The sequence below is a fragment of the Aliamphritea spongicola genome (assembly GCF_017051665.1).
Classification (GTDB): domain Bacteria; phylum Pseudomonadota; class Gammaproteobacteria; order Pseudomonadales; family Balneatricaceae; genus Amphritea; species Amphritea spongicola.
The window spans coordinates 615378-637723 of sequence record NZ_JAFIDL010000001.1; the positions used below are offsets into that span (position 1 = coordinate 615378).

Consider the following 22346-nt stretch of genomic DNA (forward strand, 5'->3'; position numbering starts at 1 on the left):
CAGAAACAGGGTTAAACCGCTGAAAAAACAAAAGCCGCTGATGTCAGCGGCTTTTTCGTAAGGTATGTCTGAAGTGGTATCAGCCAATCAGTGACGGTAACCAGAGTACGATTGACGGGAAGGCAATCAGTACGCCGATGGTAATGACGTCGGCTACAAAGAATGGCGTCGCGCCGCGAAATACATCCTGTACTGAAATGTCTTTACGGACCCCGGCCACCACAAAGCAGTTAAGCCCGATCGGCGGGGTGATCAGACAGAGCTCGGCCATTTTCACCACAATGATGCCGAACCAGATGGCACAGCCCACACCGGAAACCCCGAAGGCTGAATCAGCTGCGGCAACCCCTTCGCCACCATTCAGTGCGATTACCGCCGGGTAAACCACCGGCAACGTCAGCAGCAGCATGCCAATAGCATCCATAAACATACCCAGAACGGCGTATGCCAGCAGGATCAGCAGCAGCGTTAGCATCGGCGGCTGATCGAGCGCGGTGATCCAGTCTGAAAACGCAGAGGGCAGATCGGCAAAGCCCAGGAAGCGTACATATAGCAACACCCCCCAGATAATGGTGAAGATCATTACCGTCAGTTTGGCGGATTCAATCAGGGCATCTTTAAGGTTGTGCCATTTCATACCCTGATAAAGGGCCATGATCAGCACTACGAATGCGCCCAGTGCGCCGGCTTCTGTGGGTGTGCCCACGCCACCGTAGATGCACACCATAATGATACCGACCACAAAGAAGATAGGCAGCGCGCCGGGCAAAGACGCAAAGCGTTCGCCCCAGCTGAAACCGCTCACCGGAGGCCCCAGATCTTTACGCCACTTAGCCAGCAAAATCACCAGACCTGCATAGATGATGGCTGATACTACACCCGGCAGAAAACCGGCCATCAGCAGGGTGCCAACATCCTGCTCCACGATAATCGCGTAGATAACCAGAATTGCAGAAGGGGGGATAAGGGATGCCAGGGTACCACCTGCGGCAACAACACCGGCAGCAAAGCGTTTGTCGTAACCGATTTTAAGCATTTCCGGGATGGCGATACGGGCAAATACTGCAGATGTCGCCACGGAAGCGCCTGATACCGCTGCAAAACCAGCGGTAGAGAATACGGTCGCAACCCCTAAACCGCCCGGTAACCAGCCTACCCAGCACTTGGCCGCCCGGAACAGGGCCTTGGTCAGTCCGGCGTAATAGGCCAGGTAACCAATCAGAATGAATGTTGGTATCAGCGACAATGACAAGGTGGTGGCTTTGGAGTGAGGAATGGTGCCTGCCATTTTTACGGCAACACCGAAGCCTTTTTCAAAGCCCAGCTTAGCTGAGAAAATCCATAACAGGCCGAAAAAACCGGCGCTGGCAGCAGCGAATGCCACCCGCACGCCAATGATGACCATAAACAGCATGAAGGCGGTTACGATCAGACCAATATCAATGGAACTGAGTTCGCCCATAGCAGTGAACAAATCGCTCATGAACGGCCTCCGTTATCTTCCTGTTCCATACCGGAAACACTCTCTGCTTCGTGGGATGCCTGAGTGGCGGCATCTTCGATCAGGGGAACGGCTACCGGGGTATCGCCACCTTCTTTTAATGCCCGGATATAGCCCCACAGTTGCAGGATCAGGCGCAGTGCCAGCACAGTCAGCGCAAAAGGCACCACCAGTTTTGCCGGCCAGACTGGCAGACCAATATCGATTGAACTGTCACCGTTGGTGTAGGCCCGCAGGAAGTGCAGATAAGAGCCGTAAATAAGCACAACGGTGACAAACAGCATCAGCACGGTGGTAACCAGTTCGCTGAACCACAGGCTGCGGCCGTGCAGCTTACTTACCAGGATATCCATACGGATATGTCCGCCCAGTCGCTGACAGTAGGCGATGCCAAAAAATGCAAAAATCGCCATAAACTGTTCCACCCAGTCAATGTAACCGCTGACCGGCAGGCTGAAGAACCAGCGTCCGAGGACATTGACCACCGCCAGCAGAACCAGCAGGAAAATTGTTATACCGCTAATCAGGGCCAGCCATGATTCCGCGACGAAGAAAGCCCGGTCCAGCCGGCTGAGAAGAGATGAATCACTGAGTACAGCAGAGGATCCAGCCATAAAAGCGTACCTTTACAGGAGTACTTGCAGAAAATAGCCCGTCCGGAGACGGGCCGGGTATCAGAGATAACTCTTTTACTGGGTAATCATGCCATTAACCAGATCATAGAGTTCCTGAGCAGGAATGCCTTTGGCAGACATGTCTTTAATCCAGGCTTCGCGGGTTGGGCCGGCAACCTTGGATTTAAACTCGGCAATTTCAGCATCAGAGAATGTGATGCGCTCAATGCCTTTCTCATCCAGTTTAGGGCCCCAGGCCTTCATGGTTTTGCCGTTATAGTTGTCGATGTAATAGGCCAGCGCCTCATCAACAGATCCCAGCAGAGCTTCACGGTTAGCGTCGCTCAGGCTGTCCAGGGCGTCAGTATTGACTACTACAGGGCAGTTTACAGTGCCTGGGTTCAGGTTGGTGGTCCACCACTTGGCGGACTCAACCGTACCGAATGCCATGTGCGCGTGCGGTGCGAAAGCAACAGCGGAAATTACGCCGGAATCCAGCGAGGTCCGTACTTCAGTGGCTGACATCGAAGTTGGTACCGCATTCACGCCGGCCATCGCTTTACCGATGCCGCCGGTTGCCCGTACCCGCATGCCTTCAAAATCGCCAACTGTTTTCGGTGCATCTCCCACACCGGCAATGTTGTATTGCGGCATTGGGGAAGGCATCAGCAGCGTAGCACTCCAGCGGGCCAGGTCTTTAACCACCGCAGGGTGCTTATACAGAGCCTGAGCGATTTTAGTTTCCTGTTCCAGTGATGACACACCCAGGAACGGCAGTTCCATTACAGTGATTGTCGGGTTCTTGTCCCGGTGATAGCCAGCACAGAACTGGGCCATTTCAAAAGCGCCGATGGAGATGCCATCCAGGTTTTCCTTGTTCTTGGAAAGACCGCCGTAGGACAGATTGAGTTTGAAATCACCGTTGGTTTTGGTTTCTACCAGCTCCGCCAGTTTTTCAACGTGGGCGGTGAATGCGCGGGGCTTACCCCAGAGTGAAACGTTCCATTCAGTGGCAGCTTGCACCTGAACTGCGGTCAGCATGCCAATAGCGGATGCCATGGCAAGGGTTTTAAAGTGTTTCATAGCGTTCTCGTAATTATTGTTTTTGTTTAGACGATACAGGCAAGTACTGCAATATGTCGCTTCCCTGTTCGACCAGATTGAGTTTTAAAACAAGTACATAGGTAACGCATCGGGTAAATAACGTCAAGTTTGACCAGTTGGAAAATGCAAATATACAAACGAAAGCAGCGTTAGCAGGCAGATAAAAGAGGGAATGAAGGCGGGCAAACAGAGGGGTATAAAAAAGGCCTCATAAGAGGCCTTTTACATGGGCAATCGGTATAACCAGCTGATTAGCTGATCTTGTTGATGGTGTCGAAACCACCTTTCTTGTTCATAACGATACGGCCGTCAGCAACTTCATAGCTCCATTCAGCAGTACGGCGCAGGCCACCTAACGGGTACATGTGTACGCCAGTGATACCGCAGTTAGGATCGGTTGCCTGGTAGTTAGCCAGATCAGCAACCTGCTTGTCAGGAGCGTTAACAACCAGCAGCTTGGTCAGGTTTTTCGCCTGCTTGGTCAGAACTTTCATAGACGGGCCAACACCACAGTGCTTAGCATGCATCAGCAGGGACTTCAGAGTAGCCAGTCCAGGAACACCAATGTGGATTGGCAGTTCGTTACCTTCAGACTGCAGGAACTTGTCCCACTGGATGATTGGGTCAACGTCGAATGCGAACTGAGTCACCATATACATATCGGTACCGGTTTCTTTGGCATAGGCATTCTTCCAGCGCATTGCATCCAGAATGGCTGAATCAGGCATGTCAGGGCTGCCTTCAGGGTGGCCGGCAACTGCAATCTTGTTGATGCCGTGCTTCTGGAACAGGCCAGTTTGCAGCAGCTGCATTGAGTCAGAGAAATCACCCAGTGGCTTGTCTACAGCACCGGCGATGGTCAGAACCCAGTCTACACCGGCTTCACCAACAACACGCTTGATGTTTTCTTCCAGAACTTTCTCATTGGTGATGCTGCGTGCAGCAAAGTGAGGTACAGGGATAAAGCCTTCTTTGCGCAGACGAACCGCAACATCAACCGTATCATTAAAGTCCGAACCCGGCAGGAAGGTGATGTAAACAACGGTACCTTCGCGCAAGTGCTCACGGAAATCAGGAATCTTGGCTGCGCCACCTGGGGTAGTTTCCGCTGTAAAGCCCTTGATAAAGTTCTGAATGATTTCAGGATTGGACATAATTGTTATTACCTTGACCAGTTATCGGCGACCTGTTGCGGGCTGTGCCTGCTGCGTTTTGGCGGATACCGATAGGTTGATGTAGTTGTTAGTCAGCGGGCATATTGCTCACTGTGTATCTGATAAGCCGCTAGTGTCCTCTTTCATGGCGCGGATTAATTATCTGAAGACGTCAGAAAAGCGCCAAAATACGGCATGGATATGTCGCTCAAGGCAAAAGTTTTGCTGAACTTTGATATAGCGCAATCAATCAGTTGCAGAAAAAAAGCGCCTTATACAAAGGCGCTTTCTGAGGAGGTTATCCGGATGCCGTAATCAGGCAGATTACGGCGGGGTGGTTCAGTCCTGCTGCAGTTCAGGAATTCCGGCGAACAGTTCCAGCGCCTCCGGGTTGGCCAGCGCTTCTTTGTTTTTAACCGGGCGGCCGTGGACCACATCCCGTACAGCCAGCTCGGTGATCTTGCCGGAACGGGTGCGGGGAATGTCGGTGACAGCAATGATCTTCGCTGGCACGTGGCGTGGCGTACATTCACTGCGAATACGGCGCTTAATGGCGGTAATCAGGTCATCATTCAGGGTGACACCCTCAGACAGGCGCACGAACAGCACCACCCGGGTATCCGCATCCCATTCCTGACCGATAACAATGGCTTCCTGAATTTCATCAAAAAGTTCAACCTGACGGTAGATTTCAGCGGTCCCTATACGGACACCGCCAGGGTTGAGGGTGGCATCTGAACGGCCGTATACAACCACACCGTTGTGCTCAGTAATTTCGATAAAATCACCGTGGGTCCAGATGTTGGCATACTTATCAAAATAGGCGGACTGGTATTTCTCGCCACTGTCATCGCCCCAGAAGCCAACCGGCATATTCGGGAATGGCTTAGTGCAGACCAGCTCGCCACGGTCGCCCCGAACCGGGTAACCGTCATCATCAAATACCTCGATGGCCATACCCAGGCCGCGGGCCTGAATTTCACCCCGCCATACCGGCCCGGTAGGGTTACCCAGAATGAAACAGCCACAGATATCGGTACCGCCTGAAATAGATGACAGCTGTACATCCTGCTTGACGGACTCATAGATATAATCAAAGCCTTCGTCTACCAGAGGCGAACCGGTTGAACAGATGGCGCGCAGGTCTGACAGGTCGTGGGTTTCTGCCGGTTTGAGGCCGGCTTTACGGCAGGCATCTATGTATTTGGCTGACGTGCCGAACAGGGTAAAACGCTCTTCAGCGGCATAATCATAAAGCACGTTGCCGTTCGGATAGAAAGGTGAGCCGTCGTAGAGCATAACGGTTGCGCCGGTGCCCAGAGCGCCGATCAGCCAGTTCCACATCATCCAGCCGCAGGTGGTGAAATAAAACACCCGGTCTTCAGGGCGCTGATCACAGTTGAGCAAATGTTCTTTGCGCAGATTAAGCAGCATGCCACCGGCACTGTGGGTAATACATTTAGGCTTACCGGTGGTGCCACTGGAATACATAATAAACAGGGGATGGTTAAACGGCATGGAGGCGAATTCGATCTCACCCGCTGAATAAGACGCCGTAAACTGTGCCAGGGTTGCGGTGGGGCGTGTTTCATTAACAGAAGTAACATCCGGTTCTGCATCCAGCAGCGGCAGTACAACCACCTGTTCAACAACTGGCAGATCCTGCAGGATTTCAGCAACCGTATTCAGGCTGCTGTGGCCTTTACCGTTATAGAAGTAACCATCAGCACAGAAAAGAACCTTAGGCCGGGACTGGCCAAAGCGGTCCAGTACGCCGTTTACACCGAAATCCGGTGAGCAGCTGGTCCAGATCGCACCCAGTGATGCAGTGGCCAGCATGGCAATGATGGTTTCAGGCATATTCGGTACGAAACCCGCTACCCGGTCACCGGGCTGAACACCTGCATTTCGCAGGGCCTGGCTGAGTAATGACACCTGATCATACAGCTGATTCCAGCTTATGCGGCGGTTAACCTTATCTTCCGCGCGGAAGACAATTGCATCGGTGTCATCCCGGCGCTGCAGAAGGTTTTCAGCGAAGTTCAGTCTGGCATCCGGAAAGAACTGTGCGCCTGGCATTTTGTCGCCATTGATCAGAACCCGCTCACCGCGCTGCTGACTTTTAATCTCAGCGAAATCCCAGAACGCGCTCCAGAAGTCTTCCGGGCAGTCAACGGACCATTGCCACAGGCTGTCATAATCCGGCAGTTGCAGATCAAAACGGTTTTCACACTGCTGGCTGAATGCCCGGATGTTTGATTTTGCGACAGCTTCGGCGGTGGGGTTCCACAGTGGCTGGTTCATTAGGATGCTCCGAATACTTATTGTTAATTTTTTAGCAGTGTCTGTCAGTCAGCTTTATAAATCCAATAAAAAGATTTGAATAACTTATTTAGTGAATTTATAAATGTATTTTGGCTGGAAACAGGGCACATCAATACATGCGGAATATCACGCTTAAGCAGCTACGGGCATTTGTGGCGGTTGCACATACACGAAGTTTTACGGAAGCCTGTGCAAGGGTCCATTTGTCCCAGCCTGCCCTGAGTATAGCCATTAAGAATCTTGAGGAAGAGGTGGGCGGTGAGCTGCTGGCACGGACCACCCGTACCCTGGCGCTGACCCCGGAAGGGGAAGAGTTTTACCCAGTGGCAGAGCGGATGTTACTTGACTGGGATAATGCACTGGACGATTTGCAACAGCGCTTTGCCCTTAAGCGGGGGCGTATTGTGATCGGTGCGATGCCATCCTTTGCCAGCAGCCTGCTGCCGGCATTGCTGAAGCCATTTCGCAATGAGTTCCCTCATATAGCGGTGACGGTTCAGGATGTGGTGGCGGAAAGTGTTGTTGATCTTATCCGGGAGGGACGTATTGAAATCGGTTTCAGCTTTGACCCCGGTGAGGCGGAGGATCTTAACTTTACGCCGTTGTTCCGGGACAATTTTGTCGCGATTGTTGACCGTCATCATCCGCTGGCATCGGCAGAGACGATCGACTGGAAAGACCTGCTGGCAGATCACTTCATCAGTTTGCAGAAACCTTCCAGTATGCGTCAGTTACTGACCGACAGCCTCGCCGAGCACGGTATGCAGCTGATACCGGAACTCGAAAGCCACCAGTTAGTGACCGTTGGACGTATGGTGTCGGCAGGGCTTGGGGTGAGCGCTGTCCCTTCAGTATGTATTCAGCAGATGCAGGAAATGTCGGTGGTTTGTAAACCTTTGCAGGCACCGCAAATATCCCGACCGGTGGGCATTATTACCCGCAAACGGTATCCGTTATCCAGTGCTGCCAGGCAGTTTCTGGATATTGTCGGTCAGCAGGAAAGCTATTTCCCGGAAGGTCTTTGAGGCCTTTATAGACCATCAGCGAGAACTCATACGTATGTTTTACTCAAAATAAGTAATGCCACATGGCAATGTCGGTTTGCACTACTAGACTTACGTGGTGCAGGTGCATCAAAACGCTTACTTTTCAATAATTAAGCTATTTCACCGGATGGAATGGTGGGAAGTAAGGTTTTCATGGATCAGCCTAAGGATGGGGACTTTTTGTTCATGTGAGTGCACCGTTTATCACAGAACCCCCTGAATTTTTGTAACACTAATTAGGATGAGTTATGAAAATCAGAACGAAGCTTGTGAGTGTCTTTGGTTTGTCTATGGTACTGATCGGCGCTGCTCTGGTGGCCGAGAAAGTTGCTGTACTTAAGAATGACTATCAGCTTGTTGTCAGTGAAAAACGTCATTTATCCAATCTTATTGCAGGTGAATTCCTGAACAGTTCTAAAAACCTGACCCGTCTTGCCCGTACTTACGTGGCAACGGGTGATCCCGCATACGAAAATGCTTACTGGGACATCGTAAAGTGGCGCAGCGGAGAAATTCCCCGTCCGGCCAACATCGATCCTGCTCTGTATCCCGGAATGATCAAGCCCCAGGTTGATATCATGAAAGAGCTGAACTTCACCGCCAGCGAGTTCGCGTTACTTGAAGAAGCCGGTCAGTTATCAAATAACCTGATCAAAACTGAAGAACAGGCGATGAGCAGTATTCGTCGCGGAGTGGTTGTCCCCGGGCCATTCAAACCCCTTGAAGGTGAAACCACAGGGGCATTTGCCATCCGGATTCTGTTTGATGCCAACTACCATAACGAAGTAACCAAAATCATGGGGCCGGTGGATCTTTTTTATAACGAGATCGACCAGCGCACATCTGCTGAGCTGATTGCCGCTCAGGCCGGTGCTAACTTCTGGATGAATGTTGCATTTGTCTTCCAGCTGCTGGTGGCAGGGGCACTTGTTGGGGTTATTTTCATGACCCTGCGCTACGTGCTGACTCCGTTAAATCACGTTGTCACAGCCATGCGTGAGATTGCAGAGGGTGACGGGGATCTTGGTCGTCGCCTTGAAGAAAAGGGTAATGACGAAATTACCGATCTTTCACGCAGTTTTAATATGTTTGCCGCCAACGTCATGGCGGTTGTTCAGAAGGTCGGCACATCTGTTGAGAATATTTCCGCTTCCTCAAACCAGCTGGCTTCTACGGCTGAAAAGGCAGATTTCGCCATTAATCAACAGAAAATGTCTATTGATCAGGTGTCTTCTGCCAGCCATCAGATGGTCAGTGCAGTACAGGAAGTGGCCCGTCATGCTACTTCTGCAGCGGCAGCTACCAGTCAGTCTGATACTGAGGCAACTCAGGGAATGCAGGTGCTGGACAGTGCTATTGAAGAGATCAACGTGCTGACTGAGGAAATTCATCAGGCATCCGGTGCTATCGGTCAGCTGGAGTCTGACAGTAATACCATCAGCTCAATTCTGGATGTAATCCGTGACATTGCCGATCAGACGAACTTATTGGCACTGAATGCTGCAATTGAGGCTGCCCGCGCCGGTGAGCAGGGCCGTGGATTTGCGGTTGTGGCGGATGAAGTGCGTAACCTTGCCCAGCGCACTCAGGATTCAACCCAGGAAATTCAGGGAATGATAGAGCGTTTGCAAAACAGTGCTATGAAGGCTGTGAATGTGATGCAGCGCAGTCAGGACCAGGCGCAGAGCTGTGTGACTCAGGCTGCTGAGGCGGGTGAATCTTTACAGAGTATTACCCAGGCGATTTCAGCCATTAACGATATGAACAACCAGATCGCCACTGCCAGTGAGCAACAGGGGATGGTCATGGAGGAAATCAGCACCAGCATTAATGCCATTCTTACCCAGGTGGATGAAACCTCCGCAGGTTCACGTAATACGGCCGTCAGCAGCGACAGTATGCGGGCTTTATCAATGGAGCTTAAAACACTGGTAGGTCAGTTCAAAGTCGCTTAAAAAGAGTCGCTTAATAAGAGCAGCGTAACAAGAGCCACCTAACAAAAACCACCTGACAGATCACAGGTGAGGAGCAAAGGCCTTCAGTTGAAGGCCTTTTTTATGTGGCAGGGCGGGTAAGCGTTTCTATCAGAGGGATCAGCTTACTGGCGGCCTGCGGGTCTTCCTGGACCATGGCGGTGGTAATCGCACCTTCCTTAAGCAGGCACAGGGTGTCGGCTAACTGTTCAGCTGCAGCCCTGTTCGGGCTGACCATGAGCGTATGTTGCATAACCAGTGCGTGAACGTGTGCTTTGTGCGCTTTACAGGCCTGATGTACCGGGGTTTGCGGATCAGTGTATTCGCCACTGGCATTGATGAAAAAACAGCCCCGGAAATTACCCAGCGCTTCAGCATGGTCGTTAAACCAGTCATCCAGCCCGTGAAACATGGCAATCAGCGCCGGCTGGCCAGGTTTAGCAGCGGACATAATACCGCCCAGCCAGCCCATAAAAATTTCATCACGGTAATGGAGGGCAGCCAGAATCAGCGCTTCTTTACCTGAAAAGTAGTTGTACAGGGTTTTCTTGGCGACACCTGATTGCTGGATAATTTCATTGATGCCCACCGCATGGATTCCCTGGCGGTAAAATAACTTCAGAGCGGTGCGGATAATAAGCTGTTGTTTTTCGGTCATGGGAGGTCAGGCAGAGCTGTTTGCGACACATATTAACCTGTATGTTGACAGAGGTAGACAGACTTGTCTACTATGCAGAAAAAACGGTAGACAACTCTGTCTACCTGCGTTGTTAACAGGTGAGGAATCTCCATGCTGGATTCAAAGTTTTTTCCGCTGGTTGCCGGTGTAGCGGCTGCAATTACTATTTCCATACTGGCTTATCTTGAAGCGTTTACCGGTCAGGGATTGTGGCTGATGGCACCATTCGGTGCGTCCACCGTACTGGTTTTCGGTATTCCTAAAAGCCCGCTGGCCCAGCCTAAAAATGTATTTTTTGGCCATGTGTTGTCAGCGTTGGTTGGTGTGGTATTTGTTACTTTCGTGGGTGTGGAGCCGTGGTCGCTGGGTCTGGCAACCGGCGTGGCCATTGCCCTGATGCTGGTGACTAAGACAACCCATCCACCTGCCGGTGCTAACCCGGTACTGATTATGCTGACCGGCCAGAGCTGGAGCTTCCTGCTGACACCGGTAGCTGCGGGTGCGGTGGTGATTATTGCAATGGGCTTCCTGGTAAATAAGCTCGTTCACAAGCAGTAACAGCCAGCGGCTGTTAAAAGTGCTAATAAAAAAAGGGATCCTATGATCCCTTTTTTTGTGGCTGAAGAGTTTAAGATAGCTCTTTTGCAGGGATAGGCTCTGCAGGAATAAGCTCTGCAGGGATTTGCTCCCCCTGAAAATAATCAGGCCAGTGCTGTTTTACCACCTGACCACGGGTGTTTAGTGCATGGCAGTTATCCAGCATAAAAGGTTTTACATCCGGCATATGTTCGATGCGGGCCAGCTGTTCCTTATGGGTGGCCTGGAATGCGGTTGTTGCAATCGGGCCGAGCAGTTCAAGTAAATGGGTGCAGCCGCTGATGCCGGAAAACAGTTCCCGGGTCTGGCGGGTGAAACCTGAAGCAATGCGCAAGCCGATGAGCTTTTTATACTGAACAGTAATGTCCGGACACAGGCGATAAGGTGTCAGATCCATGCTGCTGGCAACGTCATGGATATTCATATCAAGATCAATGGTGATGCGCAGGCTCAGATCATGAATCGGTTCGCCGGCAGGTACCCAGCCATCATTACGTTCTTTCAGGGGAATGGCGATGGTTTTAATATCGGTGAGGTGGCCCTCAATATCCCATAAACCGTCGTCACGTTTGTAACCGCGGCAGGTAACCGTACGTGTATGCTGCAGGGCGCGGGGCGCCGGAGGTGGTAATGGCATAGGCTGTATATCTTATTTGTTATGTATGTGTGCTCTTGCTGCAATGCAACAAGTTAAACCTAAGACTGGCGTTTGTAAATACAGTGTCATGGGGGGATGTAACCAAAACGTCCTTAATTCGTTTCAGTTACATTGACGGCAAGAATGGCTGTGGAATGATCAGCCAGCGTTAGTTAGACATGGATAACATTGCGTCTTTACTCCAGTCGAGTGCAGCGCGGTAAGATTCTTCATAGGCATCAATATCGATGTCATTGGGCAGGAGATCCCAGTCACCAGCTTCATAATGGGTGACATGTTTCAGAATATCTCCCATTGCGCCGGCATGATCTTTAATGGCTGACTCAATGTCTTCACCAAGCGGGACCTGTTCCAACATGGTTTGCTGATCAATATCCAGCATGACATGCAACTGAGACAGCACACCGGTCATAAAATAACTGCTGTTGTTGTGGCAACCCTGGGATGCCGCGATGGCTTCGCACATCTTGCCCCGTAACAGTAGTGAACGGCAGATTTCTTCCGGTTTGCTGGTACGGTTTGCCAGCGCAATCATGGTTGCCCAGCTGCGGATCTGATCCATGCCCAGTAGCACAATGGCTTCTGATAGCGACTCAACCCGACGAATCAGTGAATAGGCCGCTGAGTTAACAATGCGCAGCAGTTTATAGGTCAGTACCGGATCCTGGATAATCAGCTCTTCAAGGCGTTCAGGTGTGGTACGGCTGTTCTGCAGCTCGCTGACCAGCATCAGCAGGTTGGCGTGGTTAGCTTCCAGTTTACGGCCCTTTATCAGCTTGGGTTTGCTGAGGAAGTGTCCCTGAAACAGCTTAAAGCCCAGTGCGTGGCAATGTTCCAGAACCTCTACAGTCTCAATTTTTTCAGCCAGCAGGGTGACGTTAAATGGCCGTAGCAGTTTAACTTGTTTGGCGATTTCTTCCTGTGACATACCCAGCACGTCAACTTTTACGATGTGGGCCAGCTTTAGCAGGGGATCAAATTCCGGGCTGTAAACAAAGTCATCCAGCGCGATGCGATAGCCTTTCTCGGCCAGACGGGTAACGGCGGCAATGACTTCATCGTCTGCAGCGATGTCTTCAAGTACTTCAATAACAATCTGTTTACGGGGCAGTTCCGGAAAATCATCGGATACCAGAAGATCCCGGGTCATGTTTATGAAAGCAGGAACACTTTTCTTGCTGCCGTTGTCCGCAATGCTGGTGTAAACATTAAGAATCACATCACAGGTGGCGCTGGAGTCGTTAAATAATGCGTGTTCTGTGTCTGCTTCATTACGATAAAGCAGTTCATACGCAACAACCCGTTGCTGACAGTCAAAAATAGGCTGTCTGGCCATTAATACCTGCGAATGTGTCGCGGTGGTGGTCATATATGAATGTTCCTTAAACTATCCCCGATATACGTAAGTCCTAGGGTATATCCAGTTGTCCGGCAAGTCAGTAATGGCAGTACTCATGATGTGGACTTAATAATTGGTCAGTTTTTCGTGTTACTGGCGTAATTTCCGTTACTTAGGGCTAAGCTGTCTGTATAATTGCAGACCGCATTTTTTTACGATTATCGATTATGAGTATTAACTGGTTTCCGGGTCACATGCATAAGGCGAGAAAAGAAATCGCCGAAGTGATGAAGGATATTGATGTTGTTATAGAAGTACTGGATGCCCGCTTGCCGGTTTCCAGCGAAAACCCGATGGTGTCGTCTCTCCGCAAGGGGACGCCGGTGATCAAGCTTTTAAACAAGTGTGATCTGGCAGACCCGGAGCGCAGCCAGCAGTGGTTTGAGTACTTCAACAGCCTGCCGGATACCACCGCAATGCTGATCGATTATCAGCAGAAGAAGCTGATCAGCCGGATTCCGGAACTGTGTAAACAGCAGGTGCCTTCCCGGGCAAATGCCGGCCGGCCGGTACGGGCGATGATTATGGGGATTCCTAACGTAGGTAAATCCACCATGATAAACGCACTGTTAGGTAAGCGGATTGCCAAAGTCGGTAACGAGCCTGCGGTCACCAAAGGACAGAAGCGTTTTACCCTTAAAAACGGTATGGCACTGTCTGACACGCCGGGCATTCTCTGGCCAAAGATTGAGGACCGGGATTCCGGTTACCGTCTGGCAGCCAGTGGTGCGATAAAAGATACCGCCATCGAGTATGAAGATATCGCACTGTACGCGGCGGGTTTTCTGCGTGAAGACTATCCGGAACTGCTGTGTCAGCGTTACAAGCTCAAGGCGTTGCCGGATACTGCAGAAGAGGTGCTTGAAAGCATTGGCCGTAAGCGGGCAGGGCTGAGGCCTGGCGGTGTAGTTGACCTGCATAAAGCTTCAGAAATTCTGCTGAATGAATTACGTTCCGGGCTTATCGGTAACATCAGCTACGAAACAGTTGAAGAGTGGCAGGCTAAATGGGAAGCCCAGCGGCTTGAGGCGGAACGGCTTGAACAGGAGCGTCTTGAAGAAGAACGCCTGTCAGCCGAACAGCAAACAGATAAATCGTCCCGTCGCTGAGTGCGACGGGCAGTAAAGGTAATACTATGTCACGAGTTAAAAAGAAACGTACCGGTGGTCAGCCGGTAATCTGGCTGGATGTTCCGCGCCGCAGTGAAAAACTGGCGGACCCGGACAGCTATGAAAGCCGCAAGCGCAAAAACCTGGACAAGAAGAAAAAGGTTAAGTCGGTTTATGATAAACACCAGGATGATCAGAATCAGGGAGAACGCGGTTCTGAACAGCGTAAAACCCGTCTTGCTGATAAAATCCGCAAGCTGAAGAAAGACGACTGACAGCAAACTTCTGAGCCGTCCGCTGTTCTGGCGGACGCTGATTTTTCCGGCGGTATTCTGCGCCGAATCCTGATTCCTCAACTTGTGTTACCCGGCAGAGAATTTGCGCGATTGCGCAGGCTCTTCTACGGTTATTGCATGCAATAACCCCAAGGAGATTATTATGTCTCATGCCGAAGTACGCCGTGCCGGCGATGCCCCCATGAAACTGGATCTGGTTGAAGGTGAGACCTATTGCTGGTGTGCCTGCGGGCGTTCATCTACCCAGCCACTGTGTGACGGTTCTCATCAGGGTACCGGTCTGGATCCGGTTGTCTTTGTTGCCCGTAAATCAGAAACCGTTTGGTTATGTACCTGCAAACAGTCAGAACATGCGCCTATGTGTGACGGCAGTCATAAAAAGCAGTCAAAGAAATCAGCGTGAATTATCTGCAGGAAAGCAGATTGAGTTAACAGGGCGGGAAAGCGGTCAGGTGTTAAACCGGCGAAGGGGGCCAACGCCGGTTATATCAGATGATCAGGCTCAGTCGATCAGACCGTACTCATCTTTCAGAATGGCGATAATCTCAGCTTTTGGATTATCGGAGATGTTGAGTTTTTCACCGGTAATTTTTTCGGCAATACCCACATAGGTTTCAGATACCGCGTTCAGTACATCTGCCGGCAGGGCGTTATCACGGGCCAGTGCCTGTCGCTCATCCATACGCTCTTTATTGAGCAGGATATCCGGATCAGGGAAGTGGTTCAGCAGTAACTGGCGGAAACCTTCTTTTGAGTTCTCCAGTACTTTACCGTCACGGTATGCCGGACCGTCCCAGATACGGGAAGAATCAGGTGTACCCACTTCATCCATATAGATCAGCTTTTCGCGGCCAGCGGCGTCGGTGACATAGCCGAATTCAAACTTGGTATCCACAAATACCTGATCCAGTTCTTCCAGAGCACCACTGATCAGATTAAAGCCTTCTTTCAGCAGCTTCTCGTAGGCGTCGATATCTTCAGGTTTAGTGAAGTTGAATGCTGCAAAGTTATTGCGGATGTCATCACGGGTGATGTTGACGTCATCGGCTTCAGGTACACCCGGAATGCCTTTCAGAATGCCTTTTGTGGAAGGGGTGATAAGCAGCTCTTCCAGTTTCTGATCTTTCTGCAGGCCGTCGCTCAGCTCGATGCCACAGAATTCACGCTCACCTTTGTCGTAAGCACGCCACATAGAGCCGGTAATGTACTGTCGGCAGATGGCTTCAATCATCACCGGCCGGGCTTTCTGTACGATCCAAACCAGTGGGTGGGGGATGTCCAGAATGTGGCTGTCTGCCAGGCCATTTTCGCGGAACAGGCGGAACCAGTGATTGGAAATCGCGTTTAACGCTGCGCCTTTACCCGGTACACCACGCATACCGCCTTCACCGTGCCAGATACAGTCAAAAGCAGAAATACGGTCACTGATCACCATGATGGCCAGCGGTGCATCACTGGCGACGTCGTAACCCCGTTCAGCGATCAGTCGGCGGCTGTCGGCGTCTGTCAGCCAGTAAACGGAACGTACTTTACCGCTGTGAACCGGGCTGCCTGTGCGGATAGGCAGATCATCATTTACCGCTAAAACCTTATCGGCAAGACTCATGTGTCGGTGTCCTGTATTGCTAATTCAGAATATGTGTCTGTATTTTGTGCGGCCGGTATGGCACCGGATCTTTATCGCTAAAATACAAAAAACGCGGATCTTAACAGATGTCAGCAGAGCTGGCATTTATTTTCCGGTGCGGTTTTAATGAGACGGTCTGGGTAATAAATATTTCGCATATTATTCAATCAATTAGATGAGTAATGTGATGAGGTTTGAACAACAACACGTTAAGCTGTCATGCTGAAAATATCTGACTGAAAGGTCAAAAAACATGCCAGTAAGACAGGGCGGTTTATTCCTCAATAACAGACATGTAACATGTGTTTCATTCTTGATAAGCAGATTTGATAAACCGTTTAATAAACAGATTCATCCCCTGAACAGCTACGGACAGTTACGGATAAACAATCATGAAGAAAATACTTTTACTGGCAGCATTTTTAGGCACTCTGGCAACAGGTTTTGCGGCCGGTATCTATGCATTACCTATCATGATCGCGCCGCCGTCACCGGATAATGCGGTGCTATCAAAAGTCATCGCTGAAGCGGAATACACCGCAACCTTTGAGCCTGACATTCCGGGCAGTGACTTCCTGCACTGGGGCGAAGGGCGCGTAGGCATCAGCAACAATCAGGTAGCCTTCATCGGTGAGCTGGCTCCGGGTCCTGACTACCGTGTGTATCTGGTGCCTCAGTATGTGAATTCTGATAAGGAATTTCTGGCGGTAAAATCCAGTGCTTTGCAGCTGGGTGAGGTGAATACCTTCAAGAACTTCCTGGTTGAGTTTGATCAGCAGGTGGATTTCACCCAATACAATACTGTACTCGTGTGGTGCGAAACCTTTCAGAAATATATCTCTGCCAGCCAGTTCCGTTAAATCCTTTTTCAAAAAACAGGTGAAAGCCGGTGCAGTAAATACCGGCTTCATTAATCTTTTTGTTCGTCAGAGTGATATAATCTCCTGAATTCTTTCCTGCACCCTTGCTGGCGCCTACCGTCAGTCACGGGGCTGATCTCTTACAAGAAACGGATATCTGCACCAGCCTGCACTTTCAGGTTGCGTACGCAGCATTCTGCTCGCTGATTAAAAGGTATTTCCATGCAACAGGCTGATACTCAACAGCCACCCTGGTTAGCACTGTTCAGTATATGTCTGGCGGCTTTTCTGGTGCCGATGGCAATGGCTGCTGTAAACCTTGCATTGCCCAGCATTGCTGATGATCTGCATATCGATGCGGTGTATCTGAGCTGGGTGCCCAGTGCGCCGCTTTGGGGATCCGTTGTACTCATGTTGCCGGTTGCACGGCTGGCTGACCTGTACGGTCGCCGCCGCATTCATCTGTACGGTCTGGCGCTGTATGCCGGATCATCAGTGGTTGTTGCCTGGGTCGATCAGATTGAATGGCTGCTTTTTTACCGGGTCTTACAGGGGCTGTCGAGCTCGTTCATATTTGCCACCTCAATGGCCATGGTTGCCAGTCTGGCGGGCAGTGCCCGGCGGGGGATGTTTCTTGGCATCGTTTCTACATCTGTTTATCTGGGGCTGACGCTGGGGCCGGTCGCCGGCGGTTGGCTGACAGAATTACTGGGCTGGCGCAGTGTCTTCTGGTTACCGGTTCCCGGGATTATCCTGGCGCTGGCTTTGGTTTTGCGATTCGTACCAACAACGCCACGTACTGAACAGGACAGCTCGCTGTCTTTCAGTCAGCGTCTGGATTTGTCAGGCAGCCTGATTTTCATGCTGTGTACCAGCTGTCTGTTCTTTGGTATTACCGGCTTACCCGATCCCCGTTTTATGGGCGTGCTGTTCGCCGGTATCGTGCTTTGCTGGTGTTTTGTCCGCCATCAGCGCCAGGCTAAAGCACCGCTGGTGCGCATTGATGCCATGCGGCAGAACCGCATTTTTACCCGTTCCATTCTGGCCAGTATCTGTATGTATGGTGCCAGTTTTCCGGTGTTGTTTATTCTCAGCCTGTATCTGCAGTACATTCAGGGCCTGTCGCCGGGTGAAGCTGGCAGCATTATTCTGATTCAGGCGTTGTTGATGGCCTGTATCGCGCCAGTGGCGGGGCGGTTATCGGACCGTTATGAAGCACGGGTGATCGCCACCGTTGGCTGTGGGATGTTTGTACTTGGCTTTGTGGTGCTGTTCTTCGCGGGTATGAGCTCGCCGCTGTGGCAGATCAAGCTTGGCCTGTGTTTGCTGGGTATTGGCTTTGGGTTGTTTTCATCGCCAAATAACAATGCCGCCATGGGATCGGTTGATCCGGCCCGCCTGGGGATTGCCGCAGCGCTGCTGAACCTGGCCCGTACCGCAGGGAATATGTTCAGTACCACCATTATGGTTGTGATCTTTAACCATTACTTCGGTGAAAAAGTCCTGCAGCCGGAAGACTATCCGCAGTTGCTTGTGGTGGTGAAGATAGCTGTATTACTGGGCGGGGCGTATGCACTGGCCGGCGGGTATTTCTCTCTGACCCGCGGCCGGATGCGTTAAAACGTTCTTTTGTCAGCAGGCGGGTCAGTCGATCCGCCGGTCCAGATCCATATGGGCCATGATCTTGGTGGCAATCTCTTCAATGGAGAAACTGGTGGTGTTAATGCTTGGCAGTTTTTCCCGGCGCAGCATTTTCTCAACACTGCGTACTTCAAACTCACACTGATCAAGAGAAGCGTAGCGGCTGTTTGCCCGGCGTTCATGGCGGATAGCCGCTAACTGGAACGGGTCGATTGTCAGGCCATAAAGCTTGTCCCGGTATGGCCGGAGAATTGCTGGCAGATCTTCTTCATCCAGGTCTTCTTCGGTAAGGGGGTAGTTTGCCGCCCGGATGCCGAACTGCAGTGCCATATACAGGCATGACGGGGTTTTACCGCAACGGGAAACGCCGATCAGAATGATATCTGCCTGATCATACTGGCGGGTCCGGGCACCGTCATCATTGTCCAGCGCAAAGTTCACCGATTCGATCCGGTCCTTATAGCGGTCCATCTCGTGAATACCGTGGGAGGTACCGACGCTGTATGAAGAATGGCAGCCAAGTTCCAGCTCAAGGGGCTTGAGGAAGGCTGAAAACACATCAATTTTGTAAGAAATGCTGCTACTGATTTCTTTGCGGATGGTTTCATCTACAACCGTGTCGAAAACAATGGCTTGCTGGCCATCAGATTCGCTGGCCTGATTAATGCGTTTCACCGCATCGTGGGCTTTATCAATGCTGTCGATATACGGCAGGGTGATCTTGTCGAAGTTAATGCCTTCAAACTGAGCCAGTAGGCTGTTGCCCAATGCTTCGGCGGTGATGCCGGTACCGTCGGAAATAAAAAATGCTGTACGTTTCATGGGCTTATATCTTTGAGTAAAACGGCATTATTGCCACTTTGAAGATAATTGCAAAGCAATACCTGTGTATCGGCTGACGCTGATATATCCGCCAAAAGTCGAATATTTCTATAACACGGATTTATTGGTTACTCATTCCTGATAAAAGGGTATGAAGGAATGCTTTTAGTGTCAGAGGGTTTATAGGGACAGATGATCACCCGCTACAGGATGGTTGTATCCCGCTGTAGCCCGCGGTTTATTAATACTTTTCGTACTTGCAGACGTGGCGCGCCACGGGGCCGGAGCGGGTTTTGGGTGCAGTCCATGACAGAATTTCGCAATCGTCATACTGATCAGTTTCTGCACAGAGTCTGCTGTAGGGCAATACTTCCGCTAAAACAGGGGCGGATACCTCTCATAATCTGATGATAATTACAGTATTATGGCCGGGCTAACGGGTGTTTTGTCCTTAAGCGGTTTACCCGACCGTCAGGATTGACTGCACACCGTGTTCATACCCCGGAACAAATGACAATAAGGAGAAAGACTTTGCACAACTATGTGATTTCGTTAGCCCAGGTGGGCATGAAGGATGTCGATAAAGTTGGTGGGAAGAATGCCTCCCTGGGGGAGATGATAAGTCAGCTGAGCGATGCCGGTATCAGGGTACCCGGCGGATTTGCCACAACAGCTGAAGCTTTTAATGAATTTCTTAATTATCACCAGTTGGGTGATAAGATCTCTGCGGCACTGGCCGCCCTTGACGTCGACGACGTTCGCGAACTGGCCAGAGTTGGTGCAGAGATTCGCGGCTGGATTGAAGCCGAACCTCTGCAGCCTGAGCTGGAAAGCGCTATCAAAGCTGCTTACGAAGAATTGTGTGACGGTCAGGACATCAGTGTTGCCGTTCGTTCATCCGCTACCGCAGAAGACTTGCCGGATGCCTCCTTTGCAGGTCAGCAGGAAACCTTTCTGAATGTCCGTGGCTATGAAGCCGTGGTGCAGTCAATCAAATCTGTATTTGCATCACTGTATAACGACCGGGCAATTGCCTACCGGGTACATCAGGGATTTGAGCATGATCTAGTATCCCTGTCTGCAGGTGTTCAGCGCATGGTACGCAGTGACATCGCCACCAGTGGTGTCATGTTCTCTCTGGATACCGAATCCGGTTTCCAGCACGTGGTCTTTATTACCTCCGCCTACGGCTTAGGTGAAACCGTGGTTCAGGGTGCAGTTAACCCGGATGAGTTCTACGTTTATAAGCCAACCCTGCGACAGGATGTACCGGCTGTACTGCGCCGCAATCTGGGCACCAAAGCCATTAAGATGGTATATAACGAAGCCGCAGGGGAAGGTGAGAGCAGTGTTAAAACCGTTCCGGTTGATCAGGCCGAACGTATGCGCTTCTCCCTTAACGATGACGACATTCAGGAACTGGCTAAACTGGCTGTTACTATTGAGCAGCATTACGGCTGCCCGATGGACATTGAATGGGCAAAAGACGGTGAAGACGGCTTACTGTACGTTGTGCAGGCCCGCCCTGAAACGGTTAAGAGCCGTTCACAGGATGCGGTTATTGAGCGTTATCTGCTGAAAGAAACCGGTGAAGTGCTGGTCGAAGGCCGTTCAATCGGTCACCGTATTGGTAACGGCCCGGTGCGTCTGGTTGAAGACATTTCAGAGATGGATCTGGTTCAACCCGGTGATGTGCTGGTTACCGACATGACAGATCCGGACTGGGAGCCGGTCATGAAACGGGCCTCCGCTATCATCACTAACCGGGGTGGCCGGACCTGTCATGCGGCAATCATTGCCCGTGAGCTGGGGATTCCCGCCATTGTTGGTTGTGGCAATGCTACTGAAGTTCTTAAAGAAGGTCAGTTGGTGACCGTCTCCTGTGCGGAAGGTGATACCGGTAAAGCTTACTCGGGCAAACTGGACTTCGAACACCAGACAAACCGTGTTGATTCCATGCCATCCCTGCCATTCGACATCATGATGAACGTGGGTAACCCTGACCGCGCATTTGATTTCCAGGCGCTGCCGAATGCCGGTGTAGGCCTGGCACGGCTGGAGTTCATTATTAACCGGATGATCGGCATTCACCCCAAAGCACTGCTCAATTACGATCAGTTAAGCGAGGGGCTGCAGCAGGTTATCGACCGCCGTACGGCCGGTTACAAAGACCCGATCGATTTCTACGTATCCAAGCTGGTTGAAGGGATTTCAAGCCTGGCGGCTGCCTTCTATCCGAAGAAAGTCATTATCCGGATGTCTGACTTCAAATCGAATGAATACAGCCATCTGATCGGCGGCGACGCGTATGAAGCCCGGGAAGAAAACCCGATGCTTGGCTTCCGGGGTGCCAGCCGCTATATCGCTGAAAGTTTCCGTGACTGTTTTGAGCTTGAATGCCGTGCGATGAAGTACGTGCGTGAAAAAATGAAGCTCAGCAACATTGAAATTATGATTCCTTTCGTCCGGACGCTGGGTGAAGCCAAACAGGTTATCGATCTGCTGGCTGAAAACGGCTTACGCCGCGGTGAGAACGGCCTGCGCATCATCATGATGTGTGAGTTACCTGCTAACGCGCTGCTGGCTGAGGAATTCCTGGAGTACTTCGACGGCTTCTCCATCGGCTCCAATGACCTGACTCAGCTGACACTGGGACTGGACCGGGACTCCGGCGTCATCGCCCATCTGTTCGATGAACGTAACGAAGCGGTTCGGCAGTTGCTGGCCATGGCTATCCGGGCCTGTAAGAAGCACAACAAGTATGTAGGCATCTGCGGTCAGGGACCATCCGACCACCCGGATCTGGCCCGCTGGCTGATGGAAGAGGGCATCGACTCTGTATCCCTTAACCCGGATACCGTACTAGATACCTGGTTCTTCCTTGCCAATGGCGGTACTTCTGAAGAGTAAACAGCCTGAATATACTGATAACAACGCCCGT

19 protein-coding genes are annotated in these 22346 nt (G+C 51.1%); 9 read left to right on the plus strand and 10 right to left on the minus strand.

Translation table 11 applies throughout. From position 1 onward, the window contains the following. Nucleotides 1–79: 79 nt before the first annotated feature. From JYB63_RS02885 to JYB63_RS02905, 5 genes are all read right to left on the minus strand, one after another. A complete protein-coding gene (locus tag JYB63_RS02885) occupies nt 80–1483 on the minus strand; it encodes a TRAP transporter large permease (protein ID WP_205656301.1) in 1404 nt (467 codons plus the stop codon). Further along, entirely contained in the window at nt 1480–2115 is a 636-nt protein-coding gene (locus JYB63_RS02890) for a TRAP transporter small permease subunit (RefSeq protein ID WP_205656302.1), read from the minus strand. Before JYB63_RS02890 ends, JYB63_RS02885 begins: the two co-directional genes overlap by 4 nt. Nucleotides 2116–2190: 75 nt before the next feature. Next, the gene (locus JYB63_RS02895) at nt 2191–3198 is read right to left on the minus strand and encodes a C4-dicarboxylate TRAP transporter substrate-binding protein (RefSeq protein WP_205656303.1); all 1008 of its coding nucleotides are present in this window, start codon (nt 3196–3198) and stop codon (nt 2191–2193) included. A 272-nt stretch (nt 3199–3470) separates the two neighbouring features. Further along, entirely contained in the window at nt 3471–4373 is a 903-nt protein-coding gene (locus JYB63_RS02900; RefSeq protein WP_205656304.1) for a methylenetetrahydrofolate reductase, read from the minus strand. A 339-nt stretch (nt 4374–4712) separates the two neighbouring features. Next, nucleotides 4713–6677, minus strand: a complete 1965-nt coding sequence (locus JYB63_RS02905) for an acetoacetate--CoA ligase (RefSeq protein WP_205656305.1) — start codon at nt 6675–6677, stop codon at nt 4713–4715. 137 nt (nt 6678–6814) lie between these two features. Between JYB63_RS02905 and JYB63_RS02910 the strand changes: the two genes are divergently transcribed. Both JYB63_RS02910 and JYB63_RS02915 read left to right on the plus strand, forming a co-directional pair. Continuing rightward, on the plus strand, nt 6815–7723 hold the full coding sequence (locus JYB63_RS02910; RefSeq protein WP_205656306.1) for a LysR family transcriptional regulator: 909 nt from the start codon (nt 6815–6817) through the stop codon (nt 7721–7723). A 269-nt stretch (nt 7724–7992) separates the two neighbouring features. Then, nucleotides 7993–9699: a methyl-accepting chemotaxis protein gene (locus JYB63_RS02915; protein WP_205656307.1), complete on the plus strand. Its 1707-nt coding sequence runs from the start codon at nt 7993–7995 to the stop codon at nt 9697–9699. Nucleotides 9700–9799: 100 nt separating this feature from the next. Here the strand turns inward: JYB63_RS02915 and JYB63_RS02920 are convergent, their stop codons facing one another. Next, nucleotides 9800–10375 (minus strand): TetR/AcrR family transcriptional regulator, encoded by a 576-nt coding sequence (locus JYB63_RS02920; RefSeq protein WP_205656308.1) that lies wholly within the window; start codon nt 10373–10375, stop codon nt 9800–9802. Nucleotides 10376–10507: 132 nt separating this feature from the next. Between JYB63_RS02920 and JYB63_RS02925 the strand changes: the two genes are divergently transcribed. Further along, nucleotides 10508–10954, plus strand: a complete 447-nt coding sequence (locus JYB63_RS02925; RefSeq protein WP_205656309.1) for an HPP family protein — start codon at nt 10508–10510, stop codon at nt 10952–10954. Between the two features lie 70 nt (nt 10955–11024). Here the strand turns inward: JYB63_RS02925 and JYB63_RS02930 are convergent, their stop codons facing one another. Continuing rightward, the gene (locus JYB63_RS02930; RefSeq protein WP_205656310.1) at nt 11025–11630 is read right to left on the minus strand and encodes a DUF2889 domain-containing protein; all 606 of its coding nucleotides are present in this window, start codon (nt 11628–11630) and stop codon (nt 11025–11027) included. Between the two features lie 169 nt (nt 11631–11799). After that, nucleotides 11800–13020, minus strand: a complete 1221-nt coding sequence (locus JYB63_RS02935) for an EAL and HDOD domain-containing protein (protein ID WP_205656311.1) — start codon at nt 13018–13020, stop codon at nt 11800–11802. A gap of 197 nt (nt 13021–13217) precedes the next feature. Here JYB63_RS02935 and ylqF point away from each other — a divergent pair, with 197 nt between their 5' ends. The 3 genes from ylqF (at nt 13218) to JYB63_RS02950 (ending at nt 14858) form a co-directional block, all read left to right on the plus strand. Then, the gene (gene ylqF, locus JYB63_RS02940; RefSeq protein WP_205656312.1) at nt 13218–14159 is read left to right on the plus strand and encodes a ribosome biogenesis GTPase YlqF; all 942 of its coding nucleotides are present in this window, start codon (nt 13218–13220) and stop codon (nt 14157–14159) included. 26 nt (nt 14160–14185) lie between these two features. Next, nucleotides 14186–14434, plus strand: a complete 249-nt coding sequence (locus JYB63_RS02945) for a hypothetical protein (protein WP_205656313.1) — start codon at nt 14186–14188, stop codon at nt 14432–14434. Between the two features lie 163 nt (nt 14435–14597). Continuing rightward, on the plus strand, nt 14598–14858 hold the full coding sequence (locus JYB63_RS02950; RefSeq protein WP_205656314.1) for a CDGSH iron-sulfur domain-containing protein: 261 nt from the start codon (nt 14598–14600) through the stop codon (nt 14856–14858). A gap of 99 nt (nt 14859–14957) precedes the next feature. Here JYB63_RS02950 and JYB63_RS02955 read toward each other — a convergent pair whose 3' ends face one another. Next, nucleotides 14958–16061, minus strand: a complete 1104-nt coding sequence (locus JYB63_RS02955) for a phosphoribosylaminoimidazolesuccinocarboxamide synthase (RefSeq protein ID WP_205656315.1) — start codon at nt 16059–16061, stop codon at nt 14958–14960. 413 nt (nt 16062–16474) lie between these two features. Between JYB63_RS02955 and JYB63_RS02960 the strand changes: the two genes are divergently transcribed. Both JYB63_RS02960 and JYB63_RS02965 read left to right on the plus strand, forming a co-directional pair. After that, a complete protein-coding gene (locus JYB63_RS02960) occupies nt 16475–16942 on the plus strand; it encodes a DM13 domain-containing protein (RefSeq protein ID WP_205656316.1) in 468 nt (155 codons plus the stop codon). A gap of 222 nt (nt 16943–17164) precedes the next feature. Further along, nucleotides 17165–18562, plus strand: coding sequence for an MFS transporter (locus JYB63_RS02965; protein ID WP_205656317.1), 1398 nt, complete (start codon nt 17165–17167; stop codon nt 18560–18562). Between the two features lie 24 nt (nt 18563–18586). Here JYB63_RS02965 and ppsR read toward each other — a convergent pair whose 3' ends face one another. Continuing rightward, entirely contained in the window at nt 18587–19405 is an 819-nt protein-coding gene (gene ppsR / locus JYB63_RS02970; RefSeq protein WP_205656318.1) for a posphoenolpyruvate synthetase regulatory kinase/phosphorylase PpsR, read from the minus strand. A gap of 510 nt (nt 19406–19915) precedes the next feature. Between ppsR and ppsA the strand changes: the two genes are divergently transcribed. After that, a complete protein-coding gene (gene ppsA / locus JYB63_RS02975) occupies nt 19916–22315 on the plus strand; it encodes a phosphoenolpyruvate synthase (protein ID WP_243431790.1) in 2400 nt (799 codons plus the stop codon). The last annotated feature ends 31 nt before the right edge of the window (nt 22316–22346 follow it).

Coding starts and splice junctions, on each gene's coding strand:
- JYB63_RS02920 (WP_205656308.1), bottom strand. CDS start 10,375: ATGACCGAAAAACAACAGCTTATTATCCGCACCGCTCTGAAGTTATTT.
- JYB63_RS02885 (WP_205656301.1), bottom strand. CDS start 1,483: ATGAGCGATTTGTTCACTGCTATGGGCGAACTCAGTTCCATTGATATT.
- JYB63_RS02935 (WP_205656311.1), bottom strand. CDS start 13,020: ATGACCACCACCGCGACACATTCGCAGGTATTAATGGCCAGACAGCCT.
- JYB63_RS02910 (WP_205656306.1), top strand. CDS start 6,815: ATGCGGAATATCACGCTTAAGCAGCTACGGGCATTTGTGGCGGTTGCA.
- JYB63_RS02965 (WP_205656317.1), top strand. CDS start 17,165: ATGCAACAGGCTGATACTCAACAGCCACCCTGGTTAGCACTGTTCAGT.
- JYB63_RS02960 (WP_205656316.1), top strand. CDS start 16,475: ATGAAGAAAATACTTTTACTGGCAGCATTTTTAGGCACTCTGGCAACA.
- ppsR (WP_205656318.1), bottom strand. CDS start 19,405: ATGAAACGTACAGCATTTTTTATTTCCGACGGTACCGGCATCACCGCC.
- JYB63_RS02950 (WP_205656314.1), top strand. CDS start 14,598: ATGTCTCATGCCGAAGTACGCCGTGCCGGCGATGCCCCCATGAAACTG.
- JYB63_RS02930 (WP_205656310.1), bottom strand. CDS start 11,630: ATGCCATTACCACCTCCGGCGCCCCGCGCCCTGCAGCATACACGTACG.
- JYB63_RS02905 (WP_205656305.1), bottom strand. CDS start 6,677: ATGAACCAGCCACTGTGGAACCCCACCGCCGAAGCTGTCGCAAAATCA.
- JYB63_RS02900 (WP_205656304.1), bottom strand. CDS start 4,373: ATGTCCAATCCTGAAATCATTCAGAACTTTATCAAGGGCTTTACAGCG.
- JYB63_RS02915 (WP_205656307.1), top strand. CDS start 7,993: ATGAAAATCAGAACGAAGCTTGTGAGTGTCTTTGGTTTGTCTATGGTA.
- ppsA (WP_243431790.1), top strand. CDS start 19,916: ATGACAATAAGGAGAAAGACTTTGCACAACTATGTGATTTCGTTAGCC.
- JYB63_RS02890 (WP_205656302.1), bottom strand. CDS start 2,115: ATGGCTGGATCCTCTGCTGTACTCAGTGATTCATCTCTTCTCAGCCGG.
- JYB63_RS02945 (WP_205656313.1), top strand. CDS start 14,186: ATGTCACGAGTTAAAAAGAAACGTACCGGTGGTCAGCCGGTAATCTGG.
- JYB63_RS02895 (WP_205656303.1), bottom strand. CDS start 3,198: ATGAAACACTTTAAAACCCTTGCCATGGCATCCGCTATTGGCATGCTG.
- JYB63_RS02955 (WP_205656315.1), bottom strand. CDS start 16,061: ATGAGTCTTGCCGATAAGGTTTTAGCGGTAAATGATGATCTGCCTATC.
- JYB63_RS02925 (WP_205656309.1), top strand. CDS start 10,508: ATGCTGGATTCAAAGTTTTTTCCGCTGGTTGCCGGTGTAGCGGCTGCA.
- ylqF (WP_205656312.1), top strand. CDS start 13,218: ATGAGTATTAACTGGTTTCCGGGTCACATGCATAAGGCGAGAAAAGAA.